This window comes from Nocardiopsis valliformis DSM 45023 (genome assembly GCF_000340985.1).
GTDB classification, from domain to species: domain Bacteria; phylum Actinomycetota; class Actinomycetes; order Streptosporangiales; family Streptosporangiaceae; genus Nocardiopsis; species Nocardiopsis exhalans.
This window is the reverse complement of record NZ_ANAZ01000016.1, coordinates 150,360-170,189: the sequence shown is the minus strand read 5'-3', so window position 1 is coordinate 170,189 and position 19,830 is coordinate 150,360. Positions and strand designations below refer to the sequence as shown.

17 protein-coding genes are annotated in these 19,830 nt (G+C 70.4%); 12 read left to right on the top strand and 5 right to left on the bottom strand.

All coding sequences use genetic code 11. The annotated features are described in order from the left end of the window. The first annotated feature begins 314 nt into the window (after positions 1 to 314). Positions 315 to 2,441, top strand: a complete 2,127-nt coding sequence (locus tag D457_RS0117900) for an acyltransferase family protein (protein WP_017582046.1) — start codon at positions 315 to 317, stop codon at positions 2,439 to 2,441. Positions 2,442 to 3,076: 635 nt separating this feature from the next. Next, positions 3,077 to 3,235: a hypothetical protein gene (locus tag D457_RS36215; RefSeq protein WP_017582044.1), complete on the top strand. Its 159-nt coding sequence runs from the start codon at positions 3,077 to 3,079 to the stop codon at positions 3,233 to 3,235. 61 nt (positions 3,236 to 3,296) lie between these two features. Here D457_RS36215 and D457_RS0117885 read toward each other — a convergent pair whose 3' ends face one another. Both D457_RS0117885 and D457_RS0117880 read right to left on the bottom strand, forming a co-directional pair. Further along, positions 3,297 to 4,550: a 4-hydroxybenzoate 3-monooxygenase gene (locus tag D457_RS0117885; RefSeq protein WP_017582043.1), complete on the bottom strand. Its 1,254-nt coding sequence runs from the start codon at positions 4,548 to 4,550 to the stop codon at positions 3,297 to 3,299. 92 nt (positions 4,551 to 4,642) lie between these two features. Continuing rightward, a complete protein-coding gene (locus tag D457_RS0117880; protein WP_017582042.1) occupies positions 4,643 to 5,512 on the bottom strand; it encodes an IclR family transcriptional regulator in 870 nt (289 codons plus the stop codon). 165 nt (positions 5,513 to 5,677) lie between these two features. On the opposite strand from D457_RS0117880, the gene D457_RS0117875 reads away from it, so the two are divergent. After that, positions 5,678 to 5,974: a YciI family protein gene (locus D457_RS0117875; protein WP_017582041.1), complete on the top strand. Its 297-nt coding sequence runs from the start codon at positions 5,678 to 5,680 to the stop codon at positions 5,972 to 5,974. 650 nt (positions 5,975 to 6,624) lie between these two features. Next, entirely contained in the window at positions 6,625 to 6,807 is a 183-nt protein-coding gene (locus tag D457_RS0117870) for a hypothetical protein (RefSeq protein ID WP_017582040.1), read from the top strand. A 241-nt stretch (positions 6,808 to 7,048) separates the two neighbouring features. Here the strand turns inward: D457_RS0117870 and D457_RS0117860 are convergent, their stop codons facing one another. Then, the gene (locus tag D457_RS0117860) at positions 7,049 to 7,534 is read right to left on the bottom strand and encodes a YkvA family protein (RefSeq protein ID WP_017582038.1); all 486 of its coding nucleotides are present in this window, start codon (positions 7,532 to 7,534) and stop codon (positions 7,049 to 7,051) included. A 757-nt stretch (positions 7,535 to 8,291) separates the two neighbouring features. On the opposite strand from D457_RS0117860, the gene D457_RS0117855 reads away from it, so the two are divergent. The 8 genes from D457_RS0117855 to D457_RS0117820 all read left to right on the top strand — a co-directional run bounded on the left by D457_RS0117855 (position 8,292) and on the right by D457_RS0117820 (position 16,041). After that, the gene (locus tag D457_RS0117855; protein WP_026116764.1) at positions 8,292 to 9,497 is read left to right on the top strand and encodes a hypothetical protein; all 1,206 of its coding nucleotides are present in this window, start codon (positions 8,292 to 8,294) and stop codon (positions 9,495 to 9,497) included. 49 nt (positions 9,498 to 9,546) lie between these two features. Beyond that, entirely contained in the window at positions 9,547 to 10,326 is a 780-nt protein-coding gene (gene cpaB, locus D457_RS0117850; RefSeq protein ID WP_017582036.1) for a Flp pilus assembly protein CpaB, read from the top strand. A 6-nt stretch (positions 10,327 to 10,332) separates the two neighbouring features. Then, positions 10,333 to 11,739 carry an AAA family ATPase gene (locus D457_RS0117845; protein ID WP_026116763.1) on the top strand — a complete coding sequence of 469 codons (1,407 nt, stop codon included), beginning with the start codon at positions 10,333 to 10,335 and terminating at the stop codon, positions 11,737 to 11,739. 70 nt (positions 11,740 to 11,809) lie between these two features. Further along, positions 11,810 to 12,244: a TadE/TadG family type IV pilus assembly protein gene (locus D457_RS0117840; protein WP_017582034.1), complete on the top strand. Its 435-nt coding sequence runs from the start codon at positions 11,810 to 11,812 to the stop codon at positions 12,242 to 12,244. Next, positions 12,244 to 12,669: a TadE/TadG family type IV pilus assembly protein gene (locus D457_RS0117835; RefSeq protein WP_017582033.1), complete on the top strand. Its 426-nt coding sequence runs from the start codon at positions 12,244 to 12,246 to the stop codon at positions 12,667 to 12,669. The genes D457_RS0117840 and D457_RS0117835 overlap by 1 nt, the downstream gene beginning before the upstream one ends. A 58-nt stretch (positions 12,670 to 12,727) precedes the next feature. Continuing rightward, positions 12,728 to 14,053, top strand: a complete 1,326-nt coding sequence (locus tag D457_RS0117830) for a CpaF family protein (RefSeq protein ID WP_017582032.1) — start codon at positions 12,728 to 12,730, stop codon at positions 14,051 to 14,053. A 79-nt stretch (positions 14,054 to 14,132) separates the two neighbouring features. Then, the gene (locus tag D457_RS0117825; RefSeq protein ID WP_017582031.1) at positions 14,133 to 15,065 is read left to right on the top strand and encodes a type II secretion system F family protein; all 933 of its coding nucleotides are present in this window, start codon (positions 14,133 to 14,135) and stop codon (positions 15,063 to 15,065) included. 64 nt (positions 15,066 to 15,129) lie between these two features. Then, the gene (locus tag D457_RS0117820; protein WP_017582030.1) at positions 15,130 to 16,041 is read left to right on the top strand and encodes a type II secretion system F family protein; all 912 of its coding nucleotides are present in this window, start codon (positions 15,130 to 15,132) and stop codon (positions 16,039 to 16,041) included. A gap of 59 nt (positions 16,042 to 16,100) precedes the next feature. Here the strand turns inward: D457_RS0117820 and D457_RS34150 are convergent, their stop codons facing one another. Next, the gene (locus tag D457_RS34150; RefSeq protein WP_051072959.1) at positions 16,101 to 18,302 is read right to left on the bottom strand and encodes a serine/threonine-protein kinase; all 2,202 of its coding nucleotides are present in this window, start codon (positions 18,300 to 18,302) and stop codon (positions 16,101 to 16,103) included. A 167-nt stretch (positions 18,303 to 18,469) separates the two neighbouring features. Then, positions 18,470 to 19,447, bottom strand: coding sequence for a nitroreductase/quinone reductase family protein (locus tag D457_RS0117810; RefSeq protein ID WP_017582029.1), 978 nt, complete (start codon positions 19,445 to 19,447; stop codon positions 18,470 to 18,472). Positions 19,448 to 19,830 lie beyond the last annotated feature (383 nt).

Genomic DNA, 19,830 nt, shown 5'->3' with positions numbered 1-19,830 from the left:
ACAACAGCGACACACATCGCCATCAGACACCTTTTGCCAACGCTCAGATAATGTGCCCAAAAGCTGGATCTGAAAAGGTCGATCGACTTGTTTCCCGCCGCCCTTTTCCGGGGAAACGGGAAACCCCGGGTCCGGTCGGGGCTCGGAGCGACGCCGAGAACCACCGCCCGGCGTTGGCCCGGCACGCGTCACCGGCCTGGCGGTCAACGGGGGCGGAAGGGGATTTCGTCGGGAGGGCGAAAAGTCGGGAAACACTGTCGAAAGGCCCCCTGGGTCGGTCTTCCCGAAGCGGGCCGAGGGCGCACCATGACTGGATGCGATCACCCGACTTCTCTTCTCCACAGGTCGTCGCCGCCCCGGAGCGGTCCGGGGCCCGTGGGTTCGGAAGCCGCTTCCGCCCCGAGGTGCAGGGGTTGCGCGCCGTCGCCGTGCTGCTCGTGCTCGTCTACCACCTGAACCCCGAGCTGCTGCCGGGCGGGTACGTGGGCGTCGACGTGTTCTTCGTGATCTCCGGGTTCCTCATCACGTCGCTGCTGCTGCGCGAGGTCCGCGAGCACGGCCGGGTGTCCCTGGCCGGGTTCTACGTGCGGCGGGTCCGGCGCCTGCTGCCCGCCGCCACGGTGGTGCTGCTGACGACCGGGGCGGTGGCGCTGGTGGTGCTGCCGGTCACCCGGTTGGGCGAGACCGCCTGGCAGCTGCTGGCCTCCGCCGCGTACGTGGAGAACCTGTACCTGGCCGACCAAGCACTGGACTACCTCGCGGCGGAGACGGCGCCCAGCCCCGTGCAGCACTTCTGGTCGCTGTCGGTGGAGGAGCAGTTCTACGTGCTGTGGCCGCTGCTGTTCCTGCTCTGGGTGTTCTTCCTGCGTTGGCGGCACCGGACCGGAGCCTCAGCCGGTTCGGGCGGCTCCGGGGGCTCCGGCGGTGGGACCAGTAGCGGGACCGGGGTGCTCCTGGCGGTGCTGACCTCGGTGTTCGCCGCCTCCCTGGTCTGCTCGGTGGTGCTGACCGCGAGCGACGCCCCGTCTGCCTACTTCCTGCCCAGCACCCGGGCCTGGGAGCTGGCGGCGGGCGGGCTCCTGGCGGTGTTCCTCGCCGACCGCGGCCTGCCCCGGCCGCTCCGCCTCCCGCTGGGCTGGGCCGGGCTGGTCGCCGTCATGGCCGCCGCGGTCCTGTACGACTCCACCACCCCGTTCCCCGGCTACGCCGCCCTGCTGCCCGTGCTGGGCTGCGCGGCCGTGATCGCCGCCGAGCGCACGCCCGGGCCCTCGGCCGCCGCGGTGCTGAGCACCGGCCCGGCCCGGTTCGTCGGGGACATCTCCTACTCCCTGTATCTGTGGCACTGGCCGCTCATCACCTTCGCCCTGGTATTGCTCGACCGCGACACCCTGGGGCCGCTCGGCGCCGCGGCCGTGGCCCTGCTGTCGTTCCTGCTGGCCTGGGCGACCAAGGTCTGGGTGGAGGATCCGGTGGCCCGGCACGGACTGGTGCGCACCGGGCGCGGCGCGCTGGCCGTGGCCCTGGCCGGGATCCTGAGCGTGGCTGCGGTGACCACCGCCGCGCTGGTTCGGGTGGACGGCTTCCAGGCGAGCGACTTCGGTCCGGCGGTGCACGTGGGGCCGGCGGCGATCGGTCTGCCCTCCCTCGAAGGGGCGTGGATGTACCCCTCACCGGTCGGGGCCGAGGACGACACGCCCCAGGCCGTCGACGACGGCTGCCACGCGGGTTTCGACAAACGGGATCCCTCGAACCCGTGCATGTACGGACCCGAGGAGGCCGACACCACGGTCGCGCTCACCGGGGACTCGCACGGCACCCAGTGGTTCCCCGCGCTGTACGAACTGGCCGAGGAACGGGGGTGGCGGATCGCGGTGTTCAACAAGTCCGCCTGCGCCTTCACCGCGACCGCCGTGGGCCGGGACGGCGCGACCTACCAGGAGTGCTCGGACTGGAACCAGGCGGTGGTCGACGAGCTTCACGCCCTGGACCCGGACCTGTTGGTCACCAGCTCGTCGGCGGCCGGGACCCCGGACGGCCTCGAACCCGGACCGGAGGCTCGCGACACCATGGCGGCGGGGATGGTCGAGCTGTGGGAGAAGGCCGCGGAACCGGACACCCCGGTCCTCGTGATCAGGGACACCCCGCGCACGACCACGGACGTGCTCGACTGCCTGGCTGCCAACACCCACGACCTGGCCGCCTGCGACCAGCCCCTGTCGTCCGCACTGCGGCTCGACGACCCCCAGGAGCTGGCGGTCCGGGAAGTGGCGGAAGCCGAGCTCGTCGACCTCAACGACCTGATCTGCACGGAGGACACCTGCCCAGCGGTGGTCGGCAACGTGGTGGTCTACCGGGACTCGCACCACCTCACCGAGACCTACGCGCGCCTGCTCGCCGACGACCTCGGCGACCGGATGGACGAGGCTCTGGCCCGCACCTGACCCAAGGGGCTCCGGTGCGTGGCGGACCGGACCGGCAGCCCGTAACTGAGCCGGTCCGGTCCCGTTCCGGACGCACATCGGCGCCCGGAACGGGTGGCCTACCGGAACGGACCGACGCCGGGACAGGTCGGCTCAGCCGCCGGTGAGCCGGGCGAGGAGCTGAACCGCCGTGGGCCCCTCGGGTCCGAGGGGAACGGTGAAGGAAGAGATATCCCCGGAGACGAGTGCGGCCGCGTGGATGTCGGCCGGTACTTCTTCGCGTTCTTGGGTGGTGTGCTCACTACCGTCCTCTGTATGAGGTTCGCAGAACCCGCAGACCCCCATCACACCCCTCCTGAAACGCGCCGATCGGGGCAGGCCAGTCCTGGTTGCCGGTGGCCCCCGCCCATGCCCGTGCCTGCGCCTGCGCCTGCGCCTGCGCCTGCGCCTGCGCCGTGCTACCTGGGACCGCGGGGTGGCTCTGCTCGGGATGTCCCGGCTGTCCCGACTGCGGCGGGTACTGCCTTTGCGCCGGGTACTGCCGCTGCGGCCCCGGAGGCGAAGGCGTACACCGACACGCTCGCTGCCAAGACAGCTCCCGGGACAGCACCGGCACCGGTGGAACCGGGCGCTCTGTCCCCGGCGCGGGAAGCCCGATGAGCAACCCCGAACCCCGCTTCCGCACCGCCCGCCGGGCCACCGCGATCCTGCTCCACACGGTGACGGCCGCACTCACGGCCCTGGTCCTGCTCGGCACCGCCTGGGCGGCCCTGCGGTTGGTCGACTCGATCTGGTCCGGCCTCGTCGGGCCGTGAGACGGCCCTTCTCTTACTGTTCCTCCTGCACGGTGAGGAACCGCTGGTACGGAGAGTGCCGTCAGGGGGTGCGGTTCGCGGACACTGTGATCGCCTCGCTGATGACGGAGTCGGGGTTGGTGTGCGCGATCGGCCAACCGGTGTACGCCTCGGCGAGGAACGTGCTCCCGGCGACGGACTCGGTGACCTGGTCGATCTCGCCGAGCTGGCGGCGCCGTCCGAAGGCGTCCGCGTCGGTGTCCGTGTGCAGCATGGACGTCATCCACCAGGAGAAGTGCTGAGCCCGCCAGACTCGGTCCGAGGCGGTGCGGCCGTAGCTTTCGAGCAGGCCGGCCGAGCCCTGGTGGAAGAAGCGTTCGAGCGCCTGGCAGAGCACGGCGATGTCGGTGACGGCCAGGTTGAGGCCCTTTGCCCCGGTCGGGGGGACCGTGTGCGCGGCGTCCCCGGCCAGGAAGAGGCGGCCGTGGCGCATCGGGTCGACCACGTAGCTGCGCATGGGGATGACCCCGCGCTGGATGATCGGCCCCTCCTCAAGCTCGAAACCGTTGCCGTTGACGCGGGCGCGCAGCTCCGCCCAGACGCGTTCGTCGCTCCAGGCCGCGGCGTCCTCGGCGGGGTCGCACTGGAAGTACATCCGCTGCACGGTGGGGGTGCGCGAGCTGATCAGCGCGAAACCGCGATCGGAATGCGCGTAGACGAGCTCCTCCGAGCTGGGCGGGGCCTCGGTGAGGATGCCGAACCAGCCGTGCGGGTAGGCGTGGAAGTAGTCGGTGCGCGCGTGGGCGGGGACCGCGGTGCGGGTGACCCCCTGGGAACCGTCACAGCCGGCGATGACCGCGCAGGAGAGCTCCACCCGGGAGCCGTCGGCCTCGGTGAAGCGGACGACGGGGGTGTCCGTGGTGACGTCGTGGACGCTGACGTCGCTGACCCCGAAGCGCACGTCGCCCCCGGCGGCCAGGCGCGCGGCGATGAGGTCCTTGAGCACTTCGTGCTGCGGGTAGAGGTGGACGGCGCGGCCGGTGAGGGCGGGGAAGTCGATGCGCCGGGACTCGCCGCGGCTGCGGATGGCGATGCCCTCGTGGCGTTGGCCTTCGGCGAGGAGGCGCTCACCCACACCGGTGCCGTTCATGAGGTCGACGGTGCCCTGCTCGAGGATGCCAGCCCGGATGGTCGCCTCGATGTCGGCGCGTTCGCGCAGGTCGATGACGACGGAGTCGATCCCGGAGAGGGAGAGCAGGTGGGAGAGCATCAGGCCGGCGGGCCCGGCGCCGACGACGGCCACCTGGGTGCTGGTCCGGCGGGGGTGGGAGTTCATGCGCTCAGCATGCGATCCGGCAGGATCACGGCACCAGGCCTCTTCCATTCAATGGGAAGGTTTCCGGCGAAACTTCCCCTCGGGCGCGCTCCTCAGCCGTCGCGGCCGGGGGGAGGCTGGGTGCTACTCCAAAGGTGTCCCCGGGTGTGGATCACGCCTTCTCCCGAAACCGGGGCGCCCATGGTCCGGGAGATGCCGCGGGCCGCCGCGAGCAGCACCGGGATGTGCGCGTGCGGACCCGGCTCCGGGTCTGGGGCCGAGCTCGGTTCACCAGGGCCCCGATCACGGCGGAACGGGACGACGACGGACAGGGCGGCCACCACCCGGTTGCCGCGGTCGCGGACCGGCGCGGCCAGCCCGACGGCGGCGGGGTCGATCATCTGGGAAGCGATCACGTACCCGTCCCGGCGCACGGCGGCCAGGGTGCGCCTCAGCCGGGCGGGGTCGGTGATGGTCTGCCGGGTGTGCGCGGGCAATTCTCCGCCCAGCACCCTCTCCTGGAGTTCGGGCGGGCTGTGCGCGAGCAGCACCAGGCCGGTGGAGGTGGCGTGCACGGGCAGCCGTCCGGCGATCTCGGCGACGTTGCGCCCGGCATTGCGGTCGGAGAGGCGTTCGAGGTAGAGGACGTCGGTGCCCTCCAGCACCCCAAGCTGGGTGTGTTCGCGCACGACCGCCTGGAGGTCCTCCATGAAGGGCAGGGCGGCGCGGCTCAGGTCCCGGGCGGGCGAGGACCGCGAGGCCAGCTCCCACAGCTGGTAGCCGATGCGCACCCGTTTACCGGGTTCTCGCTCCAGGGCGCCGAGCTCGACGAGTTCGGTGACCATCCGGTGCGCGGTAGCGACCGGGAGGCCGGCGTGGCGGGCGATCTCGGAGACGGTGAGCGAGGCGGAGGCGGTATCGAAGGCGCGCAGGATCCGCATGGCGCGGGTGAGGACGGACTCCCCCGACGTCGACCTGGCCATCACCGATCCCCTTCCCCGGAACGAAGTCTGCCATCACGGGCGCCCCCTGAGGGGCAACCCGTCCGGCAAAGCTCCCTCGCCCGGCCCCGCGGCGACGCGAGCTGGCATCCTGGCAGCGCAACCGACACCCCCTGCCCCGGGCGACACGACAGAGGAGACCCAGTCATGGCGATCTACGCCGTCACCTACACCTACGCCGAGAACAGCACCGAGGCGCGCGACCGGCACCGGCCCGCGCACCGCGAGTACGTGGGCAAGCTCTCCGAAGAGGGCGTCAACCTGGTCTCGGGCCCCTTCGGCCCCGACGACGCCCCCGGCGCTCTGCTGCTCCTGCGCGCGGACTCCGCCGCGGCGGCCCTGGCCTACACCGAGCCTGACCCGTTCCGCACCGAGGGCCTGGTCAGCGACGTCTCCGTGCGTGAGTGGATCCCCGTCGTGGGCCCGCTCGCTAAGGAGTTCTGACCGACCGAGCATCGGCCGGACAGCGGCCGAGCACCGGACCGCCGAGCCGAGTTGTCCACAACCGATACGAGTTGCGCCCCTCCCCCGCGAGGGGCGCGGCTCGTATCGTGGATTCGTGCCACGCGGGACCGTCACCCGGACCAGGATGGCCGACCACGTACAGCGCCTCAGCCCCGATCATCGTGAACAGCGTCGACTTCACCTTGCGAGCGCCGAAGCCGTAAGGGAACGCTACGGCCACGTCCTGGGGTACCTGCCCCGGATGGAGCTGGAGACGGACGAGGGGGAGACCGCCCAGACCGTCGTCATCCCCGGGCAGCCTGTTCGAAGGCGCTGCGTGCCTCGCCGTGGTGTTTGCCCCACCCTGAGAACGGTGCCGAGACAGTGGCATGCCGAGGCCTCGGGTTCGGTGTTGTCTTTCCGAAGGGTCCGCCTGTGCCCGAGGCGCGCAGGAGGCCTAAGGCGTGCACGGGGCTCTAAGGCGTTCGGGAAGCGGGAGAGCTCCGGTCTAAGGCGCTCGGTCCGACACGGTTCTGGTGTTCTCTCCCGATGTGCGGACCGGGGCCTTAGCGGGAGTCTGTAGTCAGTCGGGGAGAACGAACCCCGGCGGACCAGCCCGGACAGGGCGAACAGACCGACAGGAGCAGAACATGCACGCCTACTTCACCGCCCAGGCCGCCGACCTCCACCGCGCCGAGGCCGAGCGCACCGCCCGCGAGGCCCGCCTCGCCCGTGAGGCCCGGCGGCACAGCCGGAGCCGTAAGGGCGGCCGGGGCCAGCGTTCCGGGAGTGTGCGCCGCGCCCTGCGCACCGCCCTCGGTCTGGCCGCCTGATGTGGGGCCCGCCGGGCGGCGGGCCCCACATCACGGCCGCTCAGTACGGCCCCTCGCCCGGACTCCGGTCAGAGCAGCACCTGCTCCCGGAAACAGCGCTCGGCGCCCGGGTGGGCGTCCTCGGGGCCGACACGGTTCAGCACTTGGTCAACCGATGTGACCCCTTCGTCGGGCACCTGCTCGGGCCCGCGCACGGACCCGACGCGGTTCGGCGTCGCCGCGGCCTCAGCCGCCGCACTGGTCAGCTCTTCTGCTTCTGACCGGACTCCTGCTCCTGGTACTGGTACTGCTGCCCCTGATAGGCCTGGCCCTGGCCCGGCTGGCCCTGGTGACTGTCCGTCCCAGAACCCCGGCCGTGCCCCTGGCCCTGCTGGTTGGCGTGGTCGAAGGCCTCCTGCGCCTGGCGCTCTCGCTCCCAGAGCACGAAGCGCTCGCTCTCGCCCAGCGCCATGGTGGTCAGCCACACGGCCACGGCGACGTCGTCGATCAGACCGAAGACCGAGAAGATCAGCTCCGGGATGAAGTCGATCGGGGAGACGATGTAGCCGACCAGCACGAGCATCATGAAGAGCTTGCCGCCGCCGAGTTCGGGGTAGCGGCCACGCAGCTTCGCCCCGAGCATGCGCGGGATCGAGCGGGCGCGCTCCCACAGGGAGACCTTGCTGTCGGTGTTCTGGATGACCTGCCAAGCGGCCGCACCGGCAGCGGCCCGGTTTGCCTTGCGCATCGTGTTCTTCTCCTCAGGGGGCGTGTGACTTCTCAAGATATGACGCGAAGTCCCCTTGTATCGTTCCCGCTGGCGGGGTCGGCAATCCCGAACGAGACGCACACGACACTTCCGACCCACGGGGCGAGGGTGGCCCCGTTCGCCCCGCGGGAAACATTTTTCCACCGAGTTGTCCACAGTGAGGCCCGGTGACACTGGTAGTGACGGCCCCGGAAAGGCATCCTTGGATAGCCGGGGCCCTTTTTCTTCTTTTGATCCCTCTCCTTTACCGCCTACTCGCTTCGCCCCAGCTGTCCCCCAGCCCCCTCCGAGCCCGCCCTCCGCCCGCCGAACAGCCGAATCACGGTCCGCGCCCTGCCCGATACAGATCCGCAGACCAAAAGGAACAAAGTGACTTCAGGGACAAAAACCCAAGGCCACGTGGCCACATGCGGCCACCACAGCCCCGCACGACCACAAGAGGCGCCAGGTGCACGCAAAGGAAGCCATCCCCCTAGGCCAGCCTCGGATCCCCCACCCCGCCAACCCAGTCACCGTGCGCCCGTTGACAAAAGGACACCGCATCGCACCACCCTGCCCCTGAGGTCGTGAATACCGGGCCTCCCCCTGTGCCGCACCCATTCGTTACGATGCGTCCGAGTGGCACCTACAGACGCGGGGCGCCTCTGCAACTTCCGAAATCGCCCTAGTGCGTAGAACCGATGGAGCTTTCCCAGTGTCCAATGCCCTACCTCGGTCGGCGACGACCGTAGCCCTGTTGGCGGATGTCCCCAGCACGGGCCACGTGGGCGAGGCCGGAGCACAACGGTTCGCCCTTCAAGGCGACAGTGTCGGCGTGCGCAGCGCCGCCTTCGTCGCCTTCGCCAGGAAGGAGGTGGACGCGGGCCGCAAGGTCGTGGCGCTCTACCCGGCCTGGCAGGACTCGGACGCCCAGCGCGCGATCAACTTCGCGCGCGGCGCCCTGCGCACCGACCACATCGCCGGGGTCGGCGTCAACCTGTCCCCCCTGGCCCTGTCCCTGATCGCCGACCAGCTGTCCTACCTCGCCCCCTACCTACCGCCGGGGATGGTGGCCGCTCTCAGCGACGAACTTCCCAAGCACCTCCTGGCCGGAGCCTGGCTGCGCACGGTCTCGAACCTGTCCACCCTGCCGACGAGCCTGAAACAGCACATGGGCTCGTACGCGCCCACCGTGTCCTTCCTCGCCTACTGCGCCCCCAATACCCAGGTGGGCCGGCTGCGCCCGGCCGAGGTCGCCCGCAGACTGCCCTTCCGCCCGGTGCAGCCGGTGCAGCTGTTGTGCTCCACCCCGGACCCGGGCATCACCAAGCTGTTCGACGAGAACCTGCCCCAGGCCATCCAACCGGTGGCCACCAGGACCCTTCCCGCGCAGCCCCTGGGGCCCGCGTACTGGGGCACCGACAAGTACGTGGAGTTCGTGGCGTTGAGCGCCCACCCGCAGGCGCTCGCCTATGCCGCCGGGGCCATCCGGGCGGCAGCGTGTTCCTGGTGCGGTGAACCCGTGTCCGCCCAGCAGTGCCCGTTCTGCCGGGGCAACTCCACCGGAAAGCCCATCCGGGCGCACCAGACCGGTTCCGCTCCGCCGAGGGGCGGACGCCCGCCCGCCCCGAGTCCGCAGAACCCCCCGAGCCCTCAGCGCCCGCAGCGCGCGCAGAACCCTCCAGGCCTCCCGACGGGCCCTCAGATCCAGCCCCACCAGGCTCCGCGCCCCGCTCCCCCCGGCCCCCCTCAGCCGGGCGGCGCCCCCACACCCCCCGGGCCGCCAGCCTCCGGTGCCCCCGCGCACCAAAGCGGCTCGGCACCGAGCGGTACCCCCACCGCACAGGGAACCCCGCCCCGCCGGTCCGGTCACCGGCCTCCCCCCTCACCCGGCCGGACGGAGGGCCCCGAGTTCCAGGACCGCTCCCCACAGCCGGAACCCCCGAGAACCTACTCCCGCTAGGGCCCGCCGGACCGGCCCACGACGACACTGGAAACGGAAACCACCCCCTATGAACCCCCGTCAGCGACGCGGCGTCCTGCTCATGGTCGTGGCCGCTATCGGCGCCGTCGCCGTGTTCGCCTCCGTCTTCACCTACATCAGCAACCAGCAGCAACAACTGGGCCAGTTCTCCACCGTGCTGCGCCTTGCCGAGGACGTCGAGGCCTACCAGCCGATCGGCCGGGACTCGGTGGAGACGTACGAGGTTCCCTCCGCATACTTCGACCCGGAGGTCTTCATCACCGACCTCGAGCAGATCGACACCCCCGAGGGCCAGGAACTGGTGGCCTCCACCCACCTGGAGCAGGGGGCCATCCTCCAGCGCGGCATGATCCAGCCCCAGCCGACCCTGACCGCCGGGGAGCGGGAGATCGCCATCATGGTCAACGCCGAGACCGGGGTGGCGGGCAAGGTCCGGCGCGGTTCCATCGTGGACATCTACGGCACGTTCCAGCCGCGCGACCACGGTGAGGCCTGTGCGACCCGCATCCTCACCGAGGTGGAGGTGCTCGATATCGGGGAACTGCGCAGCCAGGAGTCCGAGGGCGGCGGGGTGGCCGGCGTGGTTCCCGTGACCTTCCGGCTCAGCCCGGATTCCGCGCTCCAGCTGGCCTACGCCGAGGAGTTCTCCACCAAGCTCCGGCTGGCCCTGGTCAGTGCCGCGGGCGGCGGCGACGCCGGTGAACCGCAGGTGTGCAGCGGCGACTTCGCCGAACTCATCGAAGAGCGCGACGAAACCCAGGACACGGACCAACAGACCGACGAGCGGCGTACGCCGCATGGGGGGTAGGCACCGGTGAACTTCCGAGTCCTAGCGGGGATGCCCACATCCGCATCAGAGATGGTGCTCACCGCGCGTTTCGAGGAGCTGGCCGGGGCCGAACTCGTCGCCACCCGGAACACGAGCGCGGAACTGATCAACGGGGCGGGCGAGCACCCCGAGCTCGACGTGGTTCTGGTCCACCAGGACCTGGGCCCGGCCCCGGTCTTCGACACCATCCGCGACCTGTCGCACCGCCACCCGCAGCTGGCGATCCTGCTGGTCTCCTCGTCGATGGACCCCGAGACCTTCACCGGTGCCATGGAGGCGGGCGCCCGGGGGGTGCTCTCCGCCGACTCCGGGGTGAGCGAGCTGGAGACCCGGATCGCCAAGGCCGCGGAATGGTCCCGTACGCTCCGCCGTCACCTGGAGTCGGCCTCCCTGGACCTGCCCGCCTCGGGTGTGCGCGGGCGGATCGTGACGATCAGCGGCGCCAAGGGCGGGGTGGGCACCACCACCTGCGCCGTACACCTGGCGATGGCCGCGGCCCGGCGAGACCGGGTGGTGTGTCTGGTGGACCTGGACCTCCAGGCCGGTGACCTGCCCTCCTTCCTCAACCTCCAGCACCGCAGGTCCATCACGGACCTGGTGGACGCGGCCGACGACATCAGCCCCGGCATGCTCTCCGAAACCCTCTACGTGGACCCGCGCGGCCCGCACGTGCTGCTCGCACCCGAACACGGCGAGCGCGGCGAGGACGTCACCGCCCGGGCCACCCGCAGGATCCTGAGCGCCTTGCGTTCCCGGTACGAGCTGGTGATCGTGGACTGCGGTTCCAACATGAGCGAGGCGACCGCGATGGCCGTGGAGCTGGCCGACAGCGCCGTCGTCACCGTGACCCCGGATGTGCCCGCGCTGCGCGGTGCCCAACGGCTGATGACGATGTGGGAGCGCCTGCAGATCCGCTCGCACGAGGACGTGCACTCCCTGGTCACCCGGCACAGCCGCAAGAACGAGATCCAGCCGGACTTCCTCCAGCAACTACTGGGTACCAAGGTGTTGCGCACCCCCGTACCGGCCGCCTACCGGTCGCTGGAGCCGGGGGAGAACAACGGGGATCCCACGAAGGTGACCGACGAAGGGCTGCGTAAGGCCTTCGCCCGGCTCGCCTCGGAACTGGACCTGCTCTCGGCGCCCACCGCCACCGGCGGTAACAGCGGTAAGGGCGGCAACTCGACTCCCTCGGGCGGGATCCCGTCGAACCTGGCCGCGCTGGTGACTCCCCCGAAGAGCGGACCCGGAAATCACCCGTTCACCCGGGACGTGTCCGGTTTCCTCAACGCCTCGGGCCCCGAGCGGGTCAACGGTCACGGGCCCCCGGTGCGCGCACCCGACCACTGGGGCCGGGGCGCCCCTGGGCCGGGAGGGGGTTTCGGTGGTTGAGCGCCACCGGAGACCCTGGCGTTTACCACCCGACCAGGGATTCCGTGCGCACCGCGGGCTTCGAAGACGCATGAGCGTCCCGAACAACCGGCGGCTTCGGAGCGGCCGGGACGACCGTGGCGGGGTCTTCGTGGAGTTCGCCGCGATGGTCCCGTTCATGATGTTGGCGCTAGCCCTGGTGTGGCAGGTGTTGCTCATCGGCATCACCTCCATGTACGCCTCTCACGGAGCGGCGGAGGCGGCCCGCCAGGCCTCGGTCACCCCGGACGACATGGAGCGCATCGACGAGGAGGCGCGTAAACGGGTCCGGGCGCCCTGGGATGCCGAGGACGTCCTGACCACGGAGATCCTCGAGCGCGACGGTACCCGTTTCGCCCGGGTGAGCCTGGCCATGCCGGTGTTCCTGCCGGGCACGACCGGCCCGTGGCAGATCACCGGTGAGGCGAAGGTCGTCACCGAGGTTCCGCCACGCGGGCTACCCGAACCGGAGAGGGTGGATCCGTGATGACCTCAGGAGCCCGCGGCACACGCGTTCTGGGCCACGGCAGGCTCCGCCGCCTGGTGTTCGGCCCCCGGCCCCGCCGGCACTCCGACCGGGGCGGCCCCATCCTGGAGTTCGCCGCGGTCCTGCCGATCCTGCTGCTCACGGTGGTGGTGTCGATCGAAGCCTTCCTCGCCTTCGTCGCGATCGAACGCATCGAGTCCGCGGCCCGGGCCGGGGCGCGGGTGGCCGGAAGCGAACAGTTGGAAGGCGCCGAGAGGGCGGCCCGCACCGCCCTACCGAGCTGGCTGGAAAACGCCGACGTCACGAGCGGCGCGAACGACAGCGACGGTTACTACGTCGAGGTTTCGCACCCGATGCCGATCGTGTTCTCGTCGGTGGACCTGAACCTGACGCTGACCCGGCGGGTGGACATGCCGAACGTGTGAGACGGGGAGAGCGCACCCGGGCACCATCGCGGCACCGCCGAAGGAGGAATTGAGGAACATGGGTCTCAAGGACCGGCTGGAAGAGGACCGCGCTGTCGAGGACCGCGCGGACCGCAGCAGTGTGACGCACTGGCGCCGACGGCTCCTGGAGGAGATCAACCTGGAGGACCTGACCCAGCTGACGCTGGCCCAGCGCCGGGTTCGTCTGGAGAAGGTCGTCGGGCACATCCTGTCCCGTGAAGGGCCGGTGCTGTCGGACCGCGAACGGTCGGTGATGATCCGCAGGGTCGTGGACGAGGCCCTGGGCCTGGGTGTGCTGGAGCCGCTGCTGGCCGACGAGAGCATCACCGAGATCATGGTCAACGGCCCCGACAACGTGTTCGTGGAGCGCGGTGGCCGGATGGAGCGGATCAATGTCGCTTTCAACGGCGAGGAACAGCTCTACCAGACCATCGACCGCATCGTCGCCCTGGTCAACCGGCGCGTGGACGAGTCCTCTCCGATGGTGGACGCCCGGCTGCCCAGTGGCGAGCGTGTCAACGTGATCATCCCGCCGCTGTCGCTGTCCGGTCCGGTACTGACCATCCGGCGCTTCCCCAAGCCCTACCCCGTCGAGGAACTGGTGCGGATGGGCAGCCTGGACCAGGCGACCGGGGTGCTGCTGTCGGCGATGGTGCGAGCCCGGTTCAACATCGTGGTCTCCGGTGGTACCGGTACTGGTAAGACGACCTTTCTGAACGCGCTGTCGGCCTTCGTGCCCAGCAGCGAGCGGATCGTGACGATCGAGGACTCCGCGGAGCTCCAGTTGATGCAGGAGCACGTGGTGCGGCTGGAATCACGGCCGGCCAACATCGAGGGCCGGGGCGAGATCGCCATCCGCGACCTGGTGCGCAACGCGCTGCGGATGCGCCCGGACCGCATCATCGTCGGTGAGGTCCGCGGCGCCGAGACCATCGACATGCTGCAGGCGATGAACACCGGTCACGACGGGTCGCTGGTGACGGTGCACGCCAACTCCGCGGACGACGCCATCTACCGGTTGCAGACCCTGGCGACCATGGGTGAGGGCAACATCCCCTACGAAGCACTCCGCGACCAGATCAACAACGCGGTGGACGCCATCGTGCACCTGGGCCGGTGGCCGGACGGTTCTCGGCGAATCAACGAGATCGCCGTGGTCTCCTCACGCCGACGCGAGGAGTTCCGCCTCGACCGCCTGATGGAGTTCGCGGCGCTGCCGATGAACCCCGATCGTTCCGTGGGGGGCCAGTTCCGGCACTATCCGCTGCCGCGCCACATCGCCGGTCGTATCTACAACGTCGGGGAGAACATTCCCGCGGTGTTCGGGGTCGTCCCCGGCACCCGAGCCCAGGGCAGCCCGTGAACACACGTCCCGCGTCCGTGCGGACGCCCTCTCGAAGCACGGATCCTCGAAGTGCGGCACCGACCCGAAGGGAGATCGGGTGAACTGGCAAATAGCGGCGATCCTCGGCGGCACCGCCCTGGTTCTGCTGCTGGTGCTGTGGGCCGTCTGGGAGTTCGTGGCCAGCGCGGAGAACCGGCGGTTGATCGCCGCCCGCAGTGCCCTGGCCCAGGCGGAGTACAACGCCTCGACCCCGTTGTCCACGTTGGACGCCAGGTTGCGGCGCACCGAGTGGGGATCCCGGCTGGCGCGCAGACTGGCGCGCTCGGGCACGGACCTGCGCCCGGCCACGTTCGTCGCCGCGCTGGTGTCCGGGTCGCTGCTGGCGATCGTGGTGGTGTGGCAGATTCTCGCCCCGTTCTTCGGCCTGCTGGCCGCTGCGGGGGTGGCGTTCCTGTTCTTCACCTACCTGCGCCGGGCCGAAGCCAAGCGGCGCGAGGAGTTCACCGGTCAGCTGCCCGACCTGGCCCGGGTCCTGGGCAACGCGACCTCGGCCGGGCTGGCGCTGCCGACCGCGGTGGCCATCGCCGCGGACGAACTGGACGGCCCGGCCGGGGAGGAGCTCAGCCGCATGGCAGAGTCCATGAAACTGGGCGCAAGCTTCGAGGAGGCCATCTCCGACCTGCGTGAACGCATGCCCTCCCGTGAGCTGGGGGTGCTGCTCTCCACGCTGGTGGTGGCGTCCAGGTCCGGTGGTTCGCTGGTTACGGCGCTGCGTAACATCTCCACCACCCTGGAGAGCCGCAAGGAGACCAGGCGTGAGGTGAAGACCATTCTCAGTGAGACGACCTCCACCGTGTGGGCTCTCGGGTTCATGTCCGTGGGTGCCCTGTTCATGATCAACGCGATTTCGCCCGGGGTCATGCGCACGATGACCAGTACCGGGGCCGGGATCGCGGTGCTGTTGGTGGTGGCGGCGCTGTTCGCGATCGGTTTCGCGCTGGTCTCCCGCATCACCAGGTTCAAGATGTAGCAGCCGGGTAGACGTCGCAGTCCCGGCCCCGCAGACCCGCCCCCCACCCCTGAAAGACGCCGCGATGAACCTCCTGCCGCTGCTACCCCTGGCCGCCGCGCTCGCTTCGGCCGCGGTCGTGCTGATAGGTGTCTACGGCCTGTACCTGACCCAGTCGCAGACACGGGTGCCGGTGGACGACCCAACCGACGCCCCGGTGGCCACCAAGAGCGACGACACCTTCTTCCTACACAAGATCACCGAACGGATCGGGCGCCGTTTCGCCCCGTCGGTCCTGGCTTCCCTGAGCGACAAGCAGAAGGCGTCCATCGCTTCCCGCATCGAGGCCGCCGGGCGCCCGGACGGACTGACCACGGAACGGTACGTGCAACGCAAGGTCGGCGAGGTCGCCATCTACGGCACGCTCGCGGTGCTGGTCCTGCTGTCGGGCAACGGCCTGGTCCTCACCCTCATGGCGCTGGCGTTCACCGGGCTGACCGACCTGAACCTGTACGTGCAGGCCCAGGAGCGCGCCGACCAGGTACAGACACAGCTCCCGGACTTCCTCGACGTTCTCGCGGTGACGGTGAGCGCTGGTATGTCGTTCCGCGCGGCGATCGGCCGGGTCGCGGCGTCGATGCCGGGGGTGCTGTCGGACGAGTTCACCATCGCGCTGCGCCAGATGGAGCTGGGCACGTCCCGCCGGGAGGCCTTCGAGGCTCTGCGCCGCCGCAACCGCAACGAGTCGTTGAGCAAGTTCGTGACCGCCATCCAGCAGGCCGAGGAGCTGGGAGCTCCGCTGAGCAACACCCTGGTGGACATCAGCAAGGACATGCGCCTGGCCGATGCCCAGTACATGCGGAGGAAGGCCCAGCAGCTCAACCCGAGGGTGACGATGGTGACCGCCGTGACCATGCTCCCGGGACTGCTGATCCTCATCATCGGCTCGATGGTCCTGGGCACCGACATCAACCTCGGCACGCTGTTCGGTGGCTGAGGATCAGGGCCGGGTCGGGACAGGTCGGGACAGGGCAGGCCGGAACGGGACGCGGCAGATCAGCGACGACGCGGGGTCGCGCCGCGGAGGGCGGCTCTGGGAAGAAGCTCCAGGGAGCGGTCCAGGACCCGCGCGGCCACCTCCCGATCGCCATCCACCAACAGTTTCCGGACGGCGTCGACTTCGCCCAGCGGTGGGATCTGCGGTAGCTCCCGACGCTTCTGCCAGGTGTAGAACCCGGCCCAGGCGAAGGCCGTCACGGACAGGAGCACGCTGGCCGGGAGACCATTGACCACCTCGGACAGGGAGATCGCGAACCCCGCGCAGAGCAGCGTGAACAAGAACGCGCCCAGGAAAGCGACCACGCTGGTGAAGGCGGCCTCCTTCACCAGTGCGGCACGGCTCGCCTCCATGCTCCTCAGACCTGCCAGTCTCTTCTGCACGTGATCGGCGCTCTGGGCGACCCCGGTGACCGAGTCGAGGGCGACCGCGGCGGCTCGGCGGTCCTCGAACGGGACGGGGAGCGCGCTCTCGCGCAGAGCCTCCCGCCAGGGGCCCGGAGGCACCCGGGCCGCGGCCCGCTCCAGCGACTCGTCCGCGTCGCGGTCACTGACCAGTTCCGTCGCCAGTCGCGCCGCGAGGGTGAGCGGGCGGACGTCGACGCGCATACGGGGATCGGTGAACCGGCCGTCCAGGCTCGCGGACCAGAGCGCGTAGCCCTCGGCCAGGCGCGCCGCGATGGGCAGGCGGCGGGCGACCTCCTCGTACACGGAGCAGGGGCGGCCCGCCATGCACAGGTGTTCGGGCTCGGCGCAGTGGTGCGGCGCCAGGGCCTGGAGCAGGCCGCCCTGGACCGCCGAGCTCACGACGGGGTCGTGGTGCTCCCAACGGCGCGCGGCCATGCGGGAGATCTCGGTGAGGGTCATCCTGACACCCCGGTAGGAGGGGGCCAGGTCCGGGCGCAGGAGGGCCACCAACCGGGCCGCTTCCAGGTCGTGGTCGGGGTTCCGGTTGTTCTCGATCTCCCGTCGCGCCGGTGAGCCGGGAGGCAGCCAGTTCACGAGGGCTTTGCGGCCGGAGGGCGAGGCGAGCATCGCGACCGCCCCTTCCCAGTGCCGGCTCATGGACGCGGCCAGGTCGCCGGGGTGGTGGAAGACGCTGTCGCCGACCTCGAACCCCTCCCCGGGCTTCGGATACGGGAACCGCCACTCGGTGCGGACGGGGAGCGGCTGTGCCGGAGGCGGAGGGGGTTCGACGGCAGCGGCGGGCTCGACCGGTGCGGGCGCTTCGGCGGGTTCGACCGCCGCTTCCTCGGCGAGTTCTTCCTGAGGCTCGTCAGGCTCCTCCAGCGGGTCCTCGGCCGGTTCCTCTTCCTCTCGCTCTGCTGCTTCCGCGTGCTCCGCTGGCTCTGCTCGTTCCCCTGGTTCCCCGTGCTCCGCTGGATTCTCCTGTACCGGGGCGGGCGTCGGGACCATGGTGGTGTCGATGAGCAGGGTGAGGAGTTCGGTGGCGGTGGGCCGCTGAGCCGGGTCCTTGTCCAGACATCGGGTCACCACTGGCAGGAGGGGTTCGGGAAGCCCGCTGATGTCGGGCTCCTCGGAGACCAGACGGTGCAGGATCGCCGCCGGGTGCGGGCCGTCGAAGGGCGCCCGGCCGGTGGCGGCGAAGGTGATCACCGAACCCCAGGCGAACAGGTCGATCGCGGAGGTCGCGGGCTCTCCGGAGATCTGTTCGGGCGCCATGTACTTGGGCGTCCCGATCAGGGAGCTCGACAGCGTGGCCGACCCCTCCAACGCCCGCGCCACCCCGAAATCGATCACCCGCGGGCCGTCCGGGGCGAGCATGATGTTGGCAGGGGTGAAGTCGCGGTGCACGATCTCCGCGGCGTGGATCGCGGCCAGCGCGGTGGCCGTGGAGACGGCGAGCCGGTCCAGGTCCGCACCGGTGCGCGGGCCGTCCAGCCGCACGGTGTCGTGGAGGGTTCGGCCCTCGACGTACTCCGTGACCACCCAGGGGGCGTCAGTGAACGGGTCGGCGTCGATGACCCGTGCGGTGCAGAAGGACGCCACCTTGCGGGCGAGCTCCACCTCCCGCGCGAACCGGTCCCGGATGCCCTGGTCACCGGCGTGCTGGGGGTGCATGATCTTGACCGCGCCGAGCCCGCCCCATGAATCCTCACCCAGATAGACGGATCCGAACCCGCCGTGGCCGAGCAGGCGTACAAGACGGTGGCCGCCGACCGTGGAGCCAACCTCGACCACAGCATGTCCTCTCCGGTTCCGGGCCGCCATTGTGCGGCACGGAACGTGGGATGCGCGGTAAGGGGAAGGAGTTCTGGTCGGGTGGGATCGGCCCGAAATCCCCGTCACGACGGGCATACGGGGCGCGGGTGGCCCGCTCCGGCCGCCCGCGCCCCTCGGGTCACTGATCAGGCGCCGGTAGGCGGCGGGAAGGGGATCTCGGACAGGGTCGGGATGAGCGACTCCTCCTCGAAGGCCAGGTGGGCTTGCAGCTCCTCGGTCAGACGGTCCAGGTCGGCCAGGAAACGTGCCGGATCCGCTGTCCGGAGGTCGGTGAGCAGGGTCTCCAGTTCTCCCCTCAGGCGGTCGACCACGCGGTGCTCCTCGATCAGGCGGTCGATCGGTTCCCTCAGGTGCGGGAAGCCCTCGGCGAGCCGCGGGAAGACCGTGTCCTCGCTGGTGTGGTGGAAGTGCAGGGACTCGCAGAAGGCCACGCAGTGCTGGCGGATCTGCAGGCTCAGCCCCAGCGGAGGTGCGGTTTCCGCGCCCTGGCGTTCGGCCAGGTAGAGCTCGGCCTCGCGGCGCACGCGGGTCAGCTGGCCACGCAGCCAGGTGTGGATCTGGAAGAGCTTGTCCGCGAGGTTGCGGACCTGTGTGGCGCCGTCGGTCTCGGAGCGCTGTAGCTCCACCACCGGCAGGCGGCGTTCCACCTGGTCCTGGTAGTCGCCGAAGCCGGGTTCGCGGCGGACGATCTCCGCGAAGACCCGGTCCCGCTGTTCCCCTTCCAGGGGGACCGCGATGGCCTCGTGGGTGTCGTCGTCAGGCATCTCCACGGCCACCAGCGGGTGGGCGAGCAGGTTGCGGTACCAGTCGGGGTGCCGGGGCGAGCCACCGGCGGAACCCACCACGTAGACGCGGCCGTCGACCCGTACGAAGCCGAGCGGGTTGGTGGACTCCCGACCGGATCGGGCTCCGGTGGTGGTGAGGAGCAGCAGGTCACCGCCCTCGAACATGCCGCCCACCCTGCCGTGGTTGGCGCGGAACTCCGCCACCACCGGCTCGTTCCACGGGCTGATCTTCGGTGCGGGGCGCTGCCCCTGGTCCTGACCCTGGTCCTGGTCCGGGCCCTGGTTCTGGTTCTGGTTCTTGGTGTTGTTCTCCGTCAAAGGACGGTCCTCTCACTGCATGCTGTGGAGGCGGGCGTCCCCGAGGGCGCGGCTGTGGCAGGCACGGGTCACGTGCGCGGTGGGGCAGGGCGAGGCAGAGCGCTGGGCGGTCTGAGAGCCCGAGAAGGCCGCGAGGAACAGCGAGGCTGACAAAGCCGGGAAGTGTTCGGGGAGTCCGCCGGGATCCTGGTTACTTCCGCCAGGGGCGGGTGAGCGGCTCAGCCGCTCAGATGAGGTACGCGAAGTGTGTGCTCACGATTGGCTCCCCGAACAGGTCTGGCGCCTCCATGCCGTCCGACCGGCCCACTGCTCTTTGGTCGGAAGCACGCGGCGCCCCACCATCATAGGCACGCGTCCGGGTGGGGCAAGCCCCACCCGAAGTC